Source organism: Actinokineospora sp. UTMC 2448 (assembly GCF_024760565.1).
Taxonomy (GTDB): Bacteria; Actinomycetota; Actinomycetes; order Mycobacteriales; family Pseudonocardiaceae; genus Actinokineospora; species Actinokineospora fastidiosa.
In genome coordinates this window covers 6,227,347-6,242,879 of the sequence record NZ_CP031087.1, presented here as the reverse complement: position 1 = coordinate 6,242,879, position 15,533 = coordinate 6,227,347, and the positions used below count along the sequence as shown (strand labels likewise).

General features: G+C 71.2%; 15 protein-coding genes. 7 read left to right on the top strand and 8 right to left on the bottom strand.

The window, feature by feature from the left end; all coding sequences use genetic code 11:
* The first annotated feature begins 3 nt into the window (after positions 1–3).
* Complete coding sequence (locus Actkin_RS28690) at positions 4–849, top strand: sugar phosphate isomerase/epimerase family protein (protein WP_258904959.1); 846 nt, start codon at positions 4–6, stop codon at positions 847–849.
* Between the two features lie 191 nt (positions 850–1,040).
* On the opposite strand, the gene Actkin_RS28685 is transcribed toward Actkin_RS28690, so the two are convergent.
* From Actkin_RS28685 to Actkin_RS28650, 8 genes are all read right to left on the bottom strand, one after another.
* A complete protein-coding gene (locus Actkin_RS28685) occupies positions 1,041–1,685 on the bottom strand; it encodes a Tat pathway signal sequence domain protein (protein ID WP_258904958.1) in 645 nt (214 codons plus the stop codon).
* A 139-nt stretch (positions 1,686–1,824) separates the two neighbouring features.
* Positions 1,825–3,846 carry a hypothetical protein gene (locus Actkin_RS28680; RefSeq protein ID WP_258904957.1) on the bottom strand — a complete coding sequence of 674 codons (2,022 nt, stop codon included), beginning with the start codon at positions 3,844–3,846 and terminating at the stop codon, positions 1,825–1,827.
* Positions 3,846–5,219 (bottom strand): hypothetical protein, encoded by a 1,374-nt coding sequence (locus Actkin_RS28675; protein ID WP_258904956.1) that lies wholly within the window; start codon positions 5,217–5,219, stop codon positions 3,846–3,848. Before Actkin_RS28675 ends, Actkin_RS28680 begins: the two co-directional genes overlap by 1 nt.
* Before the next feature lie 274 nt (positions 5,220–5,493).
* On the bottom strand, positions 5,494–6,273 hold the full coding sequence (locus Actkin_RS28670) for a succinate dehydrogenase iron-sulfur subunit (protein WP_189209672.1): 780 nt from the start codon (positions 6,271–6,273) through the stop codon (positions 5,494–5,496).
* Positions 6,273–8,024 carry a succinate dehydrogenase flavoprotein subunit gene (sdhA, locus tag Actkin_RS28665; protein WP_258904954.1) on the bottom strand — a complete coding sequence of 584 codons (1,752 nt, stop codon included), beginning with the start codon at positions 8,022–8,024 and terminating at the stop codon, positions 6,273–6,275. Before sdhA ends, Actkin_RS28670 begins: the two co-directional genes overlap by 1 nt.
* Positions 8,025–8,034: 10 nt before the next feature.
* On the bottom strand, positions 8,035–8,445 hold the full coding sequence (locus tag Actkin_RS28660; protein WP_258904952.1) for a succinate dehydrogenase hydrophobic membrane anchor subunit: 411 nt from the start codon (positions 8,443–8,445) through the stop codon (positions 8,035–8,037).
* A 5-nt stretch (positions 8,446–8,450) separates the two neighbouring features.
* Positions 8,451–8,864: a succinate dehydrogenase, cytochrome b556 subunit gene (gene sdhC / locus Actkin_RS28655; protein ID WP_258904951.1), complete on the bottom strand. Its 414-nt coding sequence runs from the start codon at positions 8,862–8,864 to the stop codon at positions 8,451–8,453.
* 151 nt (positions 8,865–9,015) lie between these two features.
* A complete protein-coding gene (locus tag Actkin_RS28650; RefSeq protein WP_189209676.1) occupies positions 9,016–9,474 on the bottom strand; it encodes a MarR family winged helix-turn-helix transcriptional regulator in 459 nt (152 codons plus the stop codon).
* 76 nt (positions 9,475–9,550) lie between these two features.
* On the opposite strand from Actkin_RS28650, the gene Actkin_RS28645 reads away from it, so the two are divergent.
* From Actkin_RS28645 to Actkin_RS28620, 6 genes are all read left to right on the top strand, one after another.
* Positions 9,551–9,916, top strand: a complete 366-nt coding sequence (locus Actkin_RS28645) for a cupin domain-containing protein (protein ID WP_258904950.1) — start codon at positions 9,551–9,553, stop codon at positions 9,914–9,916.
* A gap of 203 nt (positions 9,917–10,119) precedes the next feature.
* Entirely contained in the window at positions 10,120–11,166 is a 1,047-nt protein-coding gene (locus Actkin_RS28640) for a BMP family lipoprotein (RefSeq protein ID WP_189209678.1), read from the top strand.
* A 73-nt stretch (positions 11,167–11,239) separates the two neighbouring features.
* The gene (locus Actkin_RS28635) at positions 11,240–12,784 is read left to right on the top strand and encodes an ABC transporter ATP-binding protein (RefSeq protein WP_258904949.1); all 1,545 of its coding nucleotides are present in this window, start codon (positions 11,240–11,242) and stop codon (positions 12,782–12,784) included.
* On the top strand, positions 12,781–13,899 hold the full coding sequence (locus Actkin_RS28630; protein WP_189209680.1) for an ABC transporter permease: 1,119 nt from the start codon (positions 12,781–12,783) through the stop codon (positions 13,897–13,899). Before Actkin_RS28635 ends, Actkin_RS28630 begins: the two co-directional genes overlap by 4 nt.
* Before the next feature lie 62 nt (positions 13,900–13,961).
* A complete protein-coding gene (locus Actkin_RS28625; protein ID WP_189210147.1) occupies positions 13,962–15,149 on the top strand; it encodes an ABC transporter permease in 1,188 nt (395 codons plus the stop codon).
* Positions 15,146–15,529 carry a cytidine deaminase gene (locus Actkin_RS28620; RefSeq protein WP_189209681.1) on the top strand — a complete coding sequence of 128 codons (384 nt, stop codon included), beginning with the start codon at positions 15,146–15,148 and terminating at the stop codon, positions 15,527–15,529. The genes Actkin_RS28625 and Actkin_RS28620 overlap by 4 nt, the downstream gene beginning before the upstream one ends.
* The last annotated feature ends 4 nt before the right edge of the window (positions 15,530–15,533 follow it).

Sequence of the window (15,533 nt, the reverse complement as noted above, 5' to 3'; positions counted from 1 at the left end):
GACATGACCACTCGCCGCACATTCCTCCGGGGCGCCGCCGCCAGCGCGGCCACTGTCGGGATAGGCGCAGTCGGGGTGGGCGCCGCCCTGCCCGGGATCGCGAGCGCCCACAGCGGCCGCTCGGGCCGGGTCCCGCGCAACGCCATCAGCATCCAGCTCTACACGCTGCGCGGCATCATGGGGGACGACCCGGAGCCGGTGCTGTCCGCGCTGGCCGACATCGGCTACCGCAGGGTCGAGATGGCGGGCCTCTACGGCCGCTCGGCCGAGGAGATGGCCCGCATGCTGCGCCGCCACCACCTGCACGCCACCTCGACCCACACCGGCCTCGACGGCGACCTCGACCAGGTCATCGCCGACGCCCGCACCCTGGGCCACCGCTACGTGGTCGTCCCGTGGGCCAACTACTCCACGATCGCCCAGTGGGAGTCCTTCGCCGACCGCCTGGAGAACGCGGGCAAGGTCCTGCGCCGCGCGGGCTTCAAGGCGGGTTACCACAACCACGCCCACGAGTTCGCCCTCATCGAGGGCAAGCGCCCGTTCGACGTCATCGCGTCCCGCACGACCGCCCGCAACGTCCACTTCGAACTGGACCTCTACTGGGCCGTCGTGGGCGGGGTGGACCCGGTGGCGTTCTTCCGCCAGCACCACCCGAGGGTCCGCCAGTACCACGTGAAGGACCGCGCCGCCGACGGCGGCTTCGCCGACCTCGGCACGGGGAACATCGACTTCGCGCGCATCTTCACCAGCACCGCGGTGGAGGAGTACATCGTGGAGAACGACCAGCCCGCCGACGCCCTGGTCACCGCCCAGGTGGGCTACGACTACCTGCGCAACCTGCGCTGGTAGCGCCCGGGCGGCCGCGTCGTGAGGTCGTGGCCGCCCCCGGCAGGCAGGCGTCGCCGGACACGCGACCGTCCGGGCGGCCCGGTCGCGTCGACCGTGTGCGCACCGCCGCCAGCCAGGCGTCCCCGATGGCGTGGACCCCGTTCGGCCCGATGATCAGGTCCCGATCCTCGGCCGAGGGCGGGTCCACGCCATCACCGCGTCCACTGGTACGCCCGCAGATCCCTGATTTCCAGGTGACAGTCCGGAAGCGGGCCCTTCCTGAGCGAGCGGTAGATCCCCCACTTCGGCCGCACCCGGTCGGGCAGCCAGGTGTCCACCCCGGACCTCTCCACGTCGATCACGGCCCGCGCGTCGTCGTGAATCCGCCACCGCACCCACCCGTTCTCCGCCAACCGCATCTCCAGGTCGACGTCCACCCAGCGCTCATACAGCGGGTCAAGCCCCGTCTCGCCGACGAGTTCCCCGCCCACCTTGAGCTCGATCAGCGCAACCCCACGCCGAAGCCGCAGCGACATCACGACCATCGGCAACGTCCCCTTGCCCGGCGCCTTGGTCTGGAAGACATGGGTGAACCCGGTGGTCGCCGCCAGGCCGCGCGGGATGCGCATGCGATAGCTCAACCACCAGGTCTCCCCGTGCCCCAACACCAGCTGCGGCCCACCCGAGGGCGCCCGCATCCCCTTGACCTCCTGCCGCTGCCGATCCCCGGCCCGATCCCGATCCACGGCGTGCATGGTGAAGCGGTAGACGTCCCCAACCACGGCGATATGCCGCACGCCGGGGTGCGACCCGGCCCGATCGTCCTCGACACCCTCGAAGGCCCCCAACCCGTCCACGGCGGGGGACGGAGACCAGCGCAGGCGCCAGGTCACTAGGTCATCACCACCCGTCGTCCCGCACGTCCCTGCGGACCTCGATCGGTCGCGCCGCCCACCGGCGAGCCCGCGCCCTGGGGTGCGGGCTCGCCTTCGGTGGCTACTCCACGGTGAACGGGTAGTACGCCTGGTCGGTCGCCAGCCCGTCACCGGTCACCGCGCGGACCAGCAGGGTGTGGTAACCCGTGCGGGTCGGGGTGAACGGCAGTTCGGCACGGCCGTCGACGGCCGCGACCACGCCCTCCACACCGTCGAGGACGTACCGGAACTCGGTGGTGCCCGCGAGGACGGAGGAGAACCGGAACACCCCGGCTCCGGACCCGGTGCCGTACCTCGGGTACTCCGCGCTCGTCACCTCCGGCGCGACCCCGTCGACGAAGTAGGACGTCCAGCCCTCTCCCGACCGGGTCGCGTCGGCCGTCGTGGCCTGGGCGACGACCGTCCGCGAACCCGACGCCGTGGCGCGCAGGGTGATCCGGGCGCGGCCGTCGGCGTCCGCCGCGACCTCGAACGGTCCCGTCTCGTCCAGCCAGTACGTGTACGACACGACGTCCGGCAGCGCCGACTCGAACAGCACCTCGTGCTCCGACCCCAGCACCACGTAATCGGGCGTGACCGTGATGATCGGTTCACCGAGGCTGATGTAGACGTAGGTCGCGGTCACCGGCGAGCGGCGCCCGTCCGCGGTCGTGGTCCACACCTCGATCGAGGCGAACTGGTGGGCGGGGTCGGTGACGCGCAGGGTCGTCTCCGCCGTGCCGTCCGCGCCGACCGGCAGCGTGGTCTCCGGACCGCCGAGGAACCGGTAGGTGAACGTGGCCGCGCCTTCCTGCCGGGCGGTGAACCGCACGGGGAAGTCGGCGCCGATCAGCGCGGGCTCGGCCGTCACCGACGGCGCGATGGACGGCACGAAGAAGTAGTACCTGGCCCAGGTGGAGCCGTTGCCCGCGGCGTCGAGCGCACGCACCTCGAGGTAGGAGGGCCCCGACGACTGCGGGGTGATCGTGACCGTCGCCGACCCGGAGGCGTCCGCGGCGACCCGTGCGCGCGACGCGCCGATGACGCCGTACTCGAACGTCACGACGTCGTCGGACCCCGCCACGGAGAAGGTGAACTCGCCCGGGATGCCCTCGCCGCCCGCCGTTCCGTCCGGGGTGTAGACCGAAGACGTCACCGTGGGCGCGTCGGGACGGACCCAGTCGGTGTGGAACCGGCAGGGCGCCGACCACGCGGAGGTCGCGAGCCCGTCCTCGGCCCGGACCGCCCACGCGAAGGTCGTGTCGTCGCGGAGCATGTCCTCCGGGAACATCACGGAGGCGAACCCGGAGCTGACGTACGCGGTCTCCTCCCGGCGGCTGTCCGGGTCGTCCTCGGCCCAGAAGGCGAAGCGGGCGTCCATGCCGGAGACCCCGGCCGGGTCCGGGTCGGACACCGCGGCGCGCACCGGCAGCGCGGTGCGGGCGAACAGCAGTGTGTCGTCACAGGGGATACGCCCGTAACCCATGGTCAGGTCGGTGGGCGTGTTCGGCGGCGTGTTGTAGGCGACGGCGACCCACGGCCTGGTCCAGTACGTCCGCCCGTACGCCACGTCGCCCTCGTGGGCCGCGGAGATCCGCACGGCGAACGTCAGGCTCGTCCGCCCGTCCGCGAGCGCCTGCCGCGCGAGGTCGGCGACATCCCAGCGGAGCGCGCCGCTGACGCAGTCCCGGCCGTCCTCGGACCCGGCGACCCTGACCTGCTCGACCGGCTGGTCCGCCCAGGTCGGGCTCCCGCCCGAGGCCACGAGCCACACCTCGGTCGCCCGCGGCGCAGCGCAGTCGTTGGCCGCCTGCTCGCGCAGCCGCAGCTGTGCGCTGTAGACGGTCGCCTCCGCGAAGCGGCCGATGTCGAAGGTGAAGTACGCCTTGGCGATGTGGTGCTTCCCCGCCTCATCCCGCCACGCCCCGACCCGCGCGGTCTCCCCGCCACTCACACCCTCATGCGGCGTCCTCGAGTCGGTCTGCACCCACCCGGTGGGGTAGACGTCGACCGCCGACGGCACCGTGGCCGCCACCGCGGGCGGGGCGAGCGCCACCAACCCGGCGCCGGTGGCCACCGCGACCAGGACAGTTCTCAGCTTCATCACAACTCCTCGACAGGGCCTGCGAAGTCCAGTGCGGCGACCTGGGACGCGGTTCCGTCCGCGGTCGTGGTCCATGCCCGGAGCACCGGGCCGGGTGGGGCGGGGAACTCCAGCTCGACGACAGCGGTCCCGTCTTCAGCCAGTGGTGCGGTGAGGATGTCTCCGCCGACGGTGTAGTGCACCGTCTTGGCGTTCTCCTGGTTCGCCCTGAACGTCACGGCGAACGGCTCGCCGAAGATCCCGAAGGGGGCCTCGACCGTGGGGCGGGTGTCGCGGACCCAGTGCTGGTAGATCCGCTCCGGGGAGCGGTGGCCCGCCGCGTCCAGGGAGACCACGGAGAGGTGACCGGGGCCGTCCCTAGTGGGGGTCACCGTGACGGTCGCGGTGCCGTCGACGGCGTTGACAGCTCCGTGGGGCACGTTGGTGCCCCAGTACTCGAACCGGACGACGTCGGCCACCCCGTTCGCGGTGAACGTGAACTCGCCTGGGACGCCGACACCGCCGTCGCCCGGGTGACCGGAGGACTCCCGGTACAGGTCCGACGTCACGGTCGGCGCTCGGTCGGGAGCGATCAGGTCCGTGGTGAAGACGCACGTCGCCGACCACGCGGACGCCGTGTGGCCGTCCTCGGCGCGCACCTCGAACGCGTAGGCGCCGCCGTGCTCGACCAGCTCCGCCGGGATGGGCTGGATGAACGGGCCTCCGGGCTCGGGGCTGGTCACCAGCTCCACCCGTGCCGACGGGTCGGCCACCGGCCAGAACGCGGTCCGCGTGCTCACCCAGGTGCCGTCCGGATCGCTGACCCGGCCGACGACACTCAGTGCGCGGCTGCCGGTCAGCAGCGGCTCAGCGCCGCACGGGGTGTCCCGTGAACCGCTGCGCAGGCTCACGCCGGTCGGCACGCCAGGCGGGGTGTCGTAGTCGACAGTGAGCCACGGGTCGACGGCCACCGTCCGTCCGAACGCGACATCGCCCTGGTGCGCGTCGGAGATCCGCACGGACAGCGTCAGGGTGTCCCGGCCCGCCGCGACCGCCTCCGCCACCGCGGGCCCCACATCCCAGCCGGACCGGCCGCCGCACGTCGGCGAGCTGTCCCGAACCGGCAGCTGACCGCGCTCCTCGGGCTGGGCAGCCCAGGTGACCGGCCCTTCGGGGGTGACGACCCACACCTCGGTCGCGCGCGGCGCCGTGCAGTCGGCGACCGACTCCTCGGTCAGCACGAACGACCCGCCGAACACCGACGTCCCGGCGAACCGCGTGACGTCGAAGGTGAAGTACGCCTTGCCCAGGTGGTGCTTGCCGTGCTCATCCCGCCAAGCGCCGACGCGCGCGTCGCCCTCGGTCACCGTCGCGTGCGGCTGGCGTGAGTCCACGCCCGACCACGACGCAACAGGCACTGACGTGCGTGTTGGTGTGGCCTCTGCGGCGGGCGCGGCGACGACCGCCGCACCCGCGACGAGCGCGACGACGAGTGCGCCGCGCAATGGTCTTTCCGGCACCGGAATCCCCTCGGAGATCGGGCGCGGCCCCAGTCCGCGCCTCAGCAGGCGGATTGTGCCAGTCGGAACCGGTCACGTCACTCGGATTCGGACAAAAAGAAAACCGTGCCTCCCGAAGCGGGAGGCACGGTTTCCGGCAGGACTGCGGTCAGCGGCGGAACAGCAGGGCGCGCTTGACTTCCTGGATGGCCTTGGTGACCTGGATGCCGCGCGGGCACGCGTCCGTGCAGTTGAAGGTGGTGCGGCAGCGCCACACGCCCTCCGCGTCGTTGAGGATGTCCAGGCGTTCCTGGGCGCCCTCGTCGCGGCTGTCGAAGATGAAGCGGTGGGCGTTGACGATGGCGGCCGGGCCGAAGTAGCTGCCCTCGGTCCAGAACACCGGGCACGACGTGGTGCAGCAGGCGCACAGGATGCACTTGGTCGTGTCGTCGAAGCGCTCGCGGTCGGCGACGGACTGGATGCGCTCGCGGGTGGGCTCGTTGCCGTAGGTGATCAGGAACGGCTTGACCGCGCGGAACGCCTCCATGAAGGGCTCCATGTCCACCAGGAGGTCCTTGTGGACGGGCAGGCCCTTGATCGGCGCGATGGTGATCGTGGTCTGCTTGCCCTTGCGCGCCATCAGGTCCTTCACCAGGACCTTGCACGCCAACCGGTTCACGCCGTTGATCTGCATGGCGTCCGAGCCGCAGATGCCGTGGGCGCAGGACCGGCGGAACGTCATCGTGCCGTCGATGTACCACTTGATGTAGTGCAGCAGGTTCAGCACGCGGTCGGTCGGGAGCGCGGGCACGCCGAAGGACTGCCAGTTCGGCTCGCTGTCGGTCTCCGGGTTGTACCGCAGCACCTTGACGGTGACGGTGACGGCGCCCTCGGGCACCGGCGGCATCGTGCCGCGGGTCCCGGTCTGCTCAGCTGTCGCAGCGGTCATCAGTACTTGCGCTCCATCGGCTTGTACCGGGTGAAGGTCACCGGCTTGTAGTCAAGGCGGATGTCCGACTTCAGGCCCTCGCCCTGCTTGTAGAACATGCTGTGGCGCATGTAGTTCGTGTCGTCGCGGTTGGGGTAGTCCTCGCGGGCGTGCCCGCCCCGGGACTCCTTGCGCTCCAGGGCGCCCACGACCAGGACCTCGGCCAGCTCCAGCAGGAAGCCCAGCTCGACGGCCTCCAGCAGGTCGGTGTTGAACCGCTTGCCCTTGTCCTGCACGGCGACGTGCGCGTAGCGGTCCTTGAGCGCCTGCACGTCGTGCAGGGCCTGCTTCAGCGTCTCCTCGGTCCGGTACACCGAGGCGTTGGCGTCCATCGTGGCCTGCAGCTCGGTGCGGATGTCGGCGACGCGCTCGCGGCCGTGGTCGGACAGCAGGTGCGACACCTGCTCCTCCACCACAGCGGCCGGGGCGTCGGGCAGGTCCACGAAGGAGCGCCCGGCGGCGTACTCCGCGGCGGCGATGCCCGCGCGGCGGCCGAAGACGTTGATGTCCAGCAGCGAGTTCGTGCCCAGCCGGTTCGCGCCGTGCACCGACACGCACGCGCACTCGCCCGCGGCGTAGAGGCCGGGGACGACGTGGTCGTTGTCCCGTAGGACCTCGCCGTGCACGTTGGTGGGGATGCCGCCCATGGCGTAGTGCGCCGTCGGGTACACCGGCACCGGCTCCTTCACCGGGTCGACCGCGAGGTACGTGCGGGCGAACTCGGTGATGTCGGGCAGCTTGGTCTCCAGGACCTCCGCGCCCAGGTGCGTGCAGTCCAGCAGCACGTAGTCCTTGTTCGGGCCTGCGCCACGGCCCTCCAGCACCTCGAGGGCCATCGAGCGGGCGACGATGTCGCGGGGCGCGAGGTCCTTGATGGTGGGCGCGTAGCGCTCCATGAACCGCTCGCCGGAGGCGTTGCGCAGGATCGCGCCCTCGCCCCGGGCGCCCTCGGTCAGCAGGATGCCCAGGCCCGCGAGGCCGGTCGGGTGGAACTGGTAGAACTCCATGTCCTCCAGCGGCAGGCCCTTGCGGAACACGATGCCCATGCCGTCGCCGGTCAGGGTGTGGGCGTTGGAGGTGGTCTTGAAGACCTTGCCGAAGCCGCCGGTGGCGAACACGACGGCCTTGGCCTGGAAGACGTGGATCTCGCCGGTCGCCAGCTCGTAGGCCACCGCGCCGGTGCAGACCGGGCCGTTCTCCGTCTCGGTGAGGCAGATGTCGAGCACGTAGAACTCGTTGAAGAACTCGATGCCGTGCTTGACGCAGTTCTGGTACAGCGTCTGCAGGATCATGTGGCCGGTGCGGTCGGCCGCGTAGCAGGCGCGGCGCACAGCGGCCTCGCCGTGGTTGCGGGTGTGCCCGCCGAAGCGCCGCTGGTCGATCTTGCCGTCCGGGGTCCGGTTGAACGGCAGGCCCATCTTCTCCAGGTCGAGGACGGCGTCGATGGCCTCCTTCGCCATGATCTCGGCGGCGTCCTGGTCGACCAGGTAGTCACCGCCCTTGATCGTGTCGAAGGTGTGCCACTCCCAGTTGTCCTCCTCGACGTTGGCCAGCGCGGCGCACATGCCGCCCTGCGCCGCCCCGGTGTGCGAGCGCGTCGGGTAGAGCTTGGTGAGCACGGCGGTGCGGGTCCGCTGCCCCGCCTCGATGGCCGCGCGCATGCCCGCGCCACCCGCGCCGACGATCACGACGTCGTACTTGTGGAACTGCATGTCGGCTTCCCTATTCCGCGCTGATGTTCGGGTCGAAGGTGAAGATCACGTACGTGCCCAGGAGCAGGATCAGCACCATGGAGACGTAGAGCATCATCTTCAGCCAGAACCGCGTCGAGTCCTTGCGGGCGTAGTCGTTGATGATCGTGCGCAGGCCGTTGCCGCCGTGGATCTGCGCCAGCCAGAGCATCGCCAGGTCCCAGACCTGCCAGAACGGGTCGGCCCAGCGTCCGGCCACGAACGCGAAGTTGATGCGGTGCACGCCGCCGTCGAGGATGTTCATGATGAACAGGTGCCCGAGCACCAGCACGACGAGCGCGATCCCGGAGATCCGCATGAACAGCCAGGACGCCAGCTCGAAGTTGCTGCGCCGGGCCGCGGGGCGGCGGGGGCTGCGGGGCTTGTCCAGTGCCATGGTCATCGTGGTCAGCCCCCGAACATCTCGGTGACGGTGCGCTGCATCATGAAGTAGGTGCCGGGGACCATCACCAGCACCCAGACGCCGAGGATCGCCCACAGCATCGGCCGCTGGTAGCGGGCGCCCTTCTCCCAGAAGTCCACGAGCATGACGCGGATGCCGTTGAGCGCGTGGTACAGCACGGCCCCGACGAGGCCGACCTCCAACAGGTTCACCAGCGGCGTCTTGTAGGTCTCGATGATCTCGTCGTACGCGCTCGGCGACACCCGCACCAGCGCGGTGTCGAGCACGTGCGCGAACAGGAAGAAGAAGGTCGCCACACCGGTGATCCGGTGGGCCACCCATGACCACATGCCGGGGTCGCCGCGGTAGAGCGTGCCGCGCGCACCGGTCTTCCCGGTGGTGATGGCCGTGTCGGACATCGGGTACCGGCCCTCCAACGTCGCTGATGGACTCTCGGCCTGTCCGGATGCCTCACGAACCCGGCCTTGACCTGTCGGATGCTAGACCTGTCCGACACCGCGCACCCAACGCGCCGATCCCGTCTGTGACCGACGAGACACGCGCGCGGAGTCACCAGATCGGGCGCAGCGGCGGCGGCGCGTCCCCGGCCAGGGCGCGGATCACCCTGGTCAGGTCGTGCCTGAGTCCTCCGAGATCGTCACCGACACGGGCGGCCAGCTCCGCCTCCAGGGTCCGCATGGTGTGACCGGCCACCATCAGGTGATCCTCGGCACGCCCGGTCAGCACGACCAGCTTTCGCCGCCCGCCCGCCGGGTGCGGCACGCGCCGGACGTAGCCCTTGCTGTCGAGTTCGTCGACGAGCTGCCCGGCCGCCTGTTTGGTGACGCCGAGGACGTCGGCGAGCTCGGTGGCCGTCAGCCCGCCGTGCCGCAGCGCCTGGAAGGCCAGGCCGTGGACGGGCCGCAGGTCGGCGGCGTCGAGCCGGGCGAGGAACTCCCCGAGCACGAGCTGGAAGGCCATCCCGAGCAGGAAGGTCAGCTCGGTGCGCGCCAGCGGGTCCTCGGTCATGCCCCCATCTTGACGGACAGTGTGACAAGTCGCTTTACTCGGATATGAGTAAAGCGACTTTACATAGGAGGACCCGATGATCGTCACGACGACCGAGGACCGGATCACCGCCACCCCGAACGCCACGATGTACGGCCTGGCCGCCCCCAGCGTCGGGTCGGCCGAGCTGAGCACCTGGCGCGTGCGGATGCCCGCTGGCAACGCCGGGCCCGCGCACGTCGTCGACCGCGAGCAGGTGTTCATGCCGGTCAGCGGCTCGGTGGAGATCACCGTGGACGGCGTCGCCGAGGTGTGCGGACCCGGCCAGGCCGCGGTCCTGCCCGCCGGGTCGACGCGGCGGATCGCGGCGCTGGAGGACGTGGAGGCGCTGGTGGCCATGCCCGCGGGCGCGACCGTCACCGCGGACGGCCGCGAGCCCGGCCCGCTCCCGTGGGCGGTGTAGCGGCCCCACCGACGTGGTGGGCGCGGTCGTCCCGTCACGCGCTGTGTCCGGGCGGGCGGGGGATTTGTATTCATCGTCAACGATTGGGTCACGGCGGGCGTTCGGCGCGAGGAGCCTTCGTACCAGCGGGTACGGTTCCGCGAATAGCCAAGTCTCGACCCGGTTACCCCCGGGCGTCTCGGAAGGAGAAAGCCTTGCGCCGAATGCGAGGAGTTCGACTCGCCGCCGGGCTGTTCGCGCTGGGCATCGGCCTGGCGTCCTGCGCGTCGGACACCCAGCCCGGTGGGGACGGGGGCACGTCGGGCGCGCCCGCGCCCTCGACCGTCAAGGTCGGCCTGGCCTACGACATCGGCGGCCGCGGCGACCAGTCCTTCAACGACTCCGCGGCCCGCGGCCTGGACAAGGCCAAGTCCGAGTTCGGCGTCGAGGTGACCGAGCTGGAGGCCGCGCAGGGCGAGACCGACGCGCAGAAGGAAGACCGCCTGCGCCAACTGGCCGAGAGCGGCCACAACGTGATCATCGCCGTCGGGTTCGCCTACGAGAAGGCGCTGTCGGCGGCCGCCGCCGACTACCCCGAGGCCAAGTTCGCGATCATCGACAGCGCGGCGCCGGAGGCGGCCAACGTCGCCAACCTGACCTTCGCCGAGCACGAGGGCTCGTTCCTGGTCGGCGTCGTCGCGGGCCTGAAGAGCAAGACCGGCAACGTCGGCTTCATCGGCGGCGTCAACACCCCGCTGATCCAGAAGTTCGAGGTCGGCTTCGAGCAGGGCGTCAAGGCCGTCAAGCCGGACGCGACCGTGCAGGTCAAGTACCTGACCCAGCCGCCGGACTTCACCGGATTCAACGACCCGGCCAAGGGCACCACGGCGGCCAACGGCATGCTCGACGCGGGCGCCGACGTGATCTACCCGGCCGCGGGCGGCTCGGGCGCGGGCGCCTTCGAGGCGGCCAAGGCCAAGGGCGCGATGGGCATCGGCGTCGACTCCGACCAGTACAACCTGCCCGCGCTGGCCAACGTCAAGGACGTCATCATCACCTCGATGGTCAAGAACGTCGACGTGGCGGTCTACGACTTCATCAAGGCGGTCAAGGACGGCCAGTTCAAGTCCGGCCTGCAGGTCTACGACCTCGCCTCCGGCGGTGTCTCCTTCGCCACGAGCGGCGGCAAGATCGACGACATCGTGCCGCAGGTCGAGGAGTACAAGGAGAAGATCGTCTCCGGCGAGATCCAGGTCAAGGACACGAAGTAGGCACCGACCGCGACGGACCCGGGTACTCTGCCCGGGTCCGTTCGGCTTTCCCTGCAATGACAAGGATGCGGCCGTGTCAACCGAGCCACCGGGCGGCGAACCCGCCCTCGCCGTCGAGCTGACCGGGATCACCAAGCGCTTTCCCGGCGTCGTCGCGAACTCCGATGTGAACATCGCCGTCCGTCCCGGCACAGTGCACGCGCTGGTGGGGGAGAACGGGGCGGGCAAGTCCACGCTCATGAAGATCCTCTACGGCATGCAGCGCCCGGACGAGGGCGCCATCGCCGTGAACGGGTCCCCAGTGGACTTCCACTCGCCCGCGGACGCGATCCGGGCGGGCATCGGCATGGTGCACCAGCACTTCATGCTCGCCGACAACCTGACCGTGCTGGAGAACGTCGTCCTCGGCGACGAGCCGCGCGGCGGTCTCGGCCTGGACTTCGCCGCGGCGCGCAGGCGGATCAGGGAGATCTCCGAGGCCTACGGCCTCGGCGTCCGGCCGGACCGCCTTGTCGACGAGCTGGGCGTCGGCGAGCGCCAGCGGGTGGAGATCCTCAAGGTCCTCTACCGGGGCGCGCGCATCCTGATCCTCGACGAGCCGACCGCGGTGCTGGTGCCGCAGGAGGTCGACGAGCTGTTCGGCAACCTGCGCGACCTCAAGGCCGAGGGCCTGACCATCCTGTTCATCTCGCACAAGCTCGACGAGGTGCTCTCCGTCGCCGACGACATCACCGTCATGCGCCGGGGCACCACCGTCGCCAGCGTCGCGCCGGAGGAGACGACCGCGCGCAAGCTCGCCGAGCTGATGGTCGGCAGCGCGCTGCCGGTGCCGGAGCTGCGCGAGTCGACCGTCACCGACCGTCCGGTGCTGACCGTCGCGAATCTGACGCTGGCCGACGCCGACGGCCGCAAGGTCCTCGACGACATCTCCTTCACCATCCACGCGGGCGAGGTCCTGGGCATCGCGGGCGTGGAGGGCAACGGGCAGGCCGAGCTGGTGGAGGCCCTGATGGGCATCCGCAAGCCGGACTCGGGCTCGGTGCACCTCGCGGGCGAGGACATCTCGCGGCTGTCGACCCGCGCGCGGCGCGAGTCGGGCATGGGCTACATCCCCGAGGACCGGCACCGCCAGGGCGTCCTGCTGGAGGCCACGCTCTGGGAGAACCGCGTGCTCGGCCACCAGAGCCGCAGGCCCAGCGCGCGCGGCCCGCTGATCGACCGGCGCTCGGCCAGGGCCGACACCCAGCGCATCGTCGAGACCTACGACGTGCGCACCCCCGGCATCGACGTGCACGCCTCCGCGCTGTCCGGCGGCAACCAGCAGAAGCTGATCGTCGGCCGGGAGATGTCGGGCAACCCGGTCGTGCTGATCGCCTCGCACCCGACCCGCGGCGTGGACGTCGGCGCGCAGGCGGCGATCTGGGACCACATCCGCCGCGCCCGCGCCGAGCACCTCGCGGTGCTGCTCATCTCCGCCGACCTCGACGAGCTGATCGGCATGTCCGACACCCTGGCCGTGATCCTGCGCGGCCGCCTCGTCGCCGACTACGACCCCGCGACCGTCACGCCCCAGGACCTGGGCTCGGCGATGACCGGCGCCGGGAGGGATGCCGAATGAGGACCCTGTCCGCGCGGTCGGTCCTGCTGGGCCTGGCCGCCCCGCTCGGGGCGCTGCTGTTCGCGGTGCTCGTGTGCGCGCTCATCCTGATCGTCTCCGGGCACTCCCCGGTGACCGCGGTCGACTCGCTGCTCACCTCGGCGAGCAGGCCGCGCACGACGGTCAACTCCATCAACAGCGCGATCGGGTACTACCTGGCCGCTGTGGCGGTGGCCATCGGCTTCCGGATGAAGCTGTTCAACATCGGCGTCGACGGCCAGTACCGGCTCGCGGCGATGCTGTCGGCGGCGCTGGCGGGCGCGGCGTTCATGGAGTCGCTGCCCTCGTTCCTGCGGGTGACCATGACGGTCGTGGCGGCCATGCTGGTCGGCGCGGTGTGGGCCGGGATCGCGGCGCTGCTGAAGGTGACCCGCGGCGTCAGCGAGGTCATCACCACGATCATGCTCAACGCCATCGCCACGAACCTGGTGGCCTACCTGCTCAACCCGGACCGGCTGGCCGAGGCGGTGCCCGGGTCGAACAACATCAGCACCCGGCCCATCACCGAGGGCGGGCAGGTGCCCGGCATCGCGATCCCGGGCTCGACCTCGGCGCTGTTCGGGCTGGTCTTCCTGGCCGTCGCCGTGGGCGTGGGCTACTGGTTCCTGTTCGGCCGCACCCGGCTCGGCTTCGAGATCAAGGCGACCGGCCTGAGCGAGTCGGCGGCGGTCGCCAGCGGCGTCAGCGTGAAGAAGATGGTGCTGCTGTCGATGCTGCTGTCCGGGGCGGTCGCCGGACTGATCGGCCTGCCGCAGCTGCTGGGCTCGTCGCACTCCTACGCGCTGGACTTCCCGCCGGGCCTGGGCTTCATCGGCATCGCGGTCGCGCTGCTGGGCCGCAACCACCCCATCGGCATGGCGTTCGCCGCGCTGCTGTGGGGCTTCCTGGACAACTCGTCCACCTCGCTGGACATCGCGGGCGTGCCGCGCGAGATCGTGCTGATCATGCAGGGCGTGATCGTGCTGTCGGTCGTCGTCGCCTACGAACTGGTGCGCCGGTACCGCGTCCGCGCCGAGCAGCGCGACGTCGGACGCGCGCTGGCCATCCAGAAGTCGCCTGAGGAGGTGTCGGTGTGAGCGGCGGACTGGCAGTCGGGCAGCAGACCGCGCCCGCGGCGCGGCGGTCGAGGCTCTCGCCGATGACGTACGCGCTGATCGCGCTGGGCGCCCTGCTGGTGCTCTCCGCGGTCAGGGTGATCACCGGCGCGGGGGACCTGACCTCCACCGGAAGCGTGCAGGCGGCGCTGACCGCGGCCGTGCCGATCGCGATGGCCGCGCTGGCGGGCCTGTGGGCCGAGCGCGCGGGTGTGATCAACATCGGCCTCGAGGGCATGATGGTGCTGGGCACCTTCGGCGCCGGGTACGCGGGCTACCAGTGGGGCCCGTGGGCGGGCGTGGTGTTCGGCCTGCTCCTCGGCGTGCTCGGCGGGCTGCTGCACGCGGTGGCCACGGTGACCTTCGGCGTCGACCACATCATCTCCGGTGTCGCGATCAACCTGCTGGCCCCGGGCGCGGCGCTGTTCCTGTCCAAGCAGTTCTTCGCCGACGCGGCGGGCGGCGGGCAGAAGCAGTCGCCGCGCATCCAGGACGCGGAGAAGGTGTCCGTCCCCGGGCTGCCGGACCTGCTCGGGTCCATCGAGGACAAGCGCTGGTTCTTCGTCTCCGACCTCGCGGGCATCCTGCGCGGCCTGACCACCCAGGTGTCGCTGCTGACGGTGCTCGCCGCGGTGCTGATCGCCGGGTCGGCGTTCGTGCTGTGGAAGACGCCGCTGGGCCTGCGGCTGCGCTCCTGCGGCGAGGCGCCGGTCGCGGCGGAGTCGCTGGGCGTCAACGTCTACAAGTACAAGTACCTCGCGGTCACCGCCTCCGGCGCGTTCGCCGGGCTGGGCGGGGCGATCCTGGCGGTAACCTCCGGGCAGTTCCGGGACGGGCAGACCGGCGGGCGCGGCTTCATCGGCCTGGCCGCGATGATCTTCGGCAACTGGCGGCCCGGCGGCCTGGCCACCGGCGCGGGCCTGTTCGGCTACACCGACGCGCTGGCGCTGCGCGGCTCGCTCGCCGTGCACGCGCTGCTGTTGTTGCTGGCGATCGCGCTGGTCGTGGTCGCGGTGTGGCAGTACCGCGAGGGCGCGCCCGTGCTGTCGGCGGTGTCGGCGGCCATCGGCGTGCTGTTCGCCTGGTGGTACTTCACCAGCGACGGCATCCCGCCCGAGCTGGTGGGCGCGGCGCCGTACGTGGTGACGATCCTGGTCCTGGCGCTGGCGTCGCAACGGCTGCGCGCCCCGCGCGCCGTCGGCGAGGTCTACCGCCGGGGTGAGGGCAAGTGACCGACTGGGACGCGCTGCGCGCCGCGGCCGTCGAGGCGGCCGCGCTGGCCTACTGCCCGTACTCCGGGCTGCAGGTCGGCGCGGCGGCCCTGGTCGACGACGGACGCGTCATCACCGGGTGCAACGTGGAGAACGCGGCCTACGGCGTGGGCCTGTGCGCGGAGTGCACGCTGGCCGGTCAGCTGCGGCTGACCGGCGGCGGCAGGCTGGTGGCCCTGGCCTGCCGCAGCGGCACGGGCGAGCTGCTGATGCCGTGCGGCCGCTGCCGTCAGGTGATCTACGAGCTCGGCGGCCCGGAGTGCCTGGTCGACACCCCGCGCGGCCCGCTGCCGATGACGGCCGTGCTGCCGGACGCGTTCGGCCCGGAACAGCTACCGTGAGCGG

What these genes read in the sequence shown, in the direction of transcription:
- Actkin_RS28690 (WP_258904959.1), top strand. Translation starts at nt 4, where the DNA reads ATGACCACTCGCCGCACATTCCTCCGGGGCGCCGCCGCCAGCGCGGCC.
- Actkin_RS28680 (WP_258904957.1), bottom strand. Translation starts at nt 3,846, where the DNA reads ATGAAGCTGAGAACTGTCCTGGTCGCGGTGGCCACCGGCGCCGGGTTG.
- Actkin_RS28670 (WP_189209672.1), bottom strand. Translation starts at nt 6,273, where the DNA reads ATGACCGCTGCGACAGCTGAGCAGACCGGGACCCGCGGCACGATGCCG.
- sdhA (WP_258904954.1), bottom strand. Translation starts at nt 8,024, where the DNA reads ATGCAGTTCCACAAGTACGACGTCGTGATCGTCGGCGCGGGTGGCGCG.
- Actkin_RS28660 (WP_258904952.1), bottom strand. Translation starts at nt 8,445, where the DNA reads ATGACCATGGCACTGGACAAGCCCCGCAGCCCCCGCCGCCCCGCGGCC.
- sdhC (WP_258904951.1), bottom strand. Translation starts at nt 8,864, where the DNA reads ATGTCCGACACGGCCATCACCACCGGGAAGACCGGTGCGCGCGGCACG.
- Actkin_RS28650 (WP_189209676.1), bottom strand. Translation starts at nt 9,474, where the DNA reads ATGACCGAGGACCCGCTGGCGCGCACCGAGCTGACCTTCCTGCTCGGG.
- Actkin_RS28645 (WP_258904950.1), top strand. Translation starts at nt 9,551, where the DNA reads ATGATCGTCACGACGACCGAGGACCGGATCACCGCCACCCCGAACGCC.
- Actkin_RS28640 (WP_189209678.1), top strand. Translation starts at nt 10,120, where the DNA reads ATGCGAGGAGTTCGACTCGCCGCCGGGCTGTTCGCGCTGGGCATCGGC.
- Actkin_RS28630 (WP_189209680.1), top strand. Translation starts at nt 12,781, where the DNA reads ATGAGGACCCTGTCCGCGCGGTCGGTCCTGCTGGGCCTGGCCGCCCCG.
- Actkin_RS28625 (WP_189210147.1), top strand. Translation starts at nt 13,962, where the DNA reads ATGACGTACGCGCTGATCGCGCTGGGCGCCCTGCTGGTGCTCTCCGCG.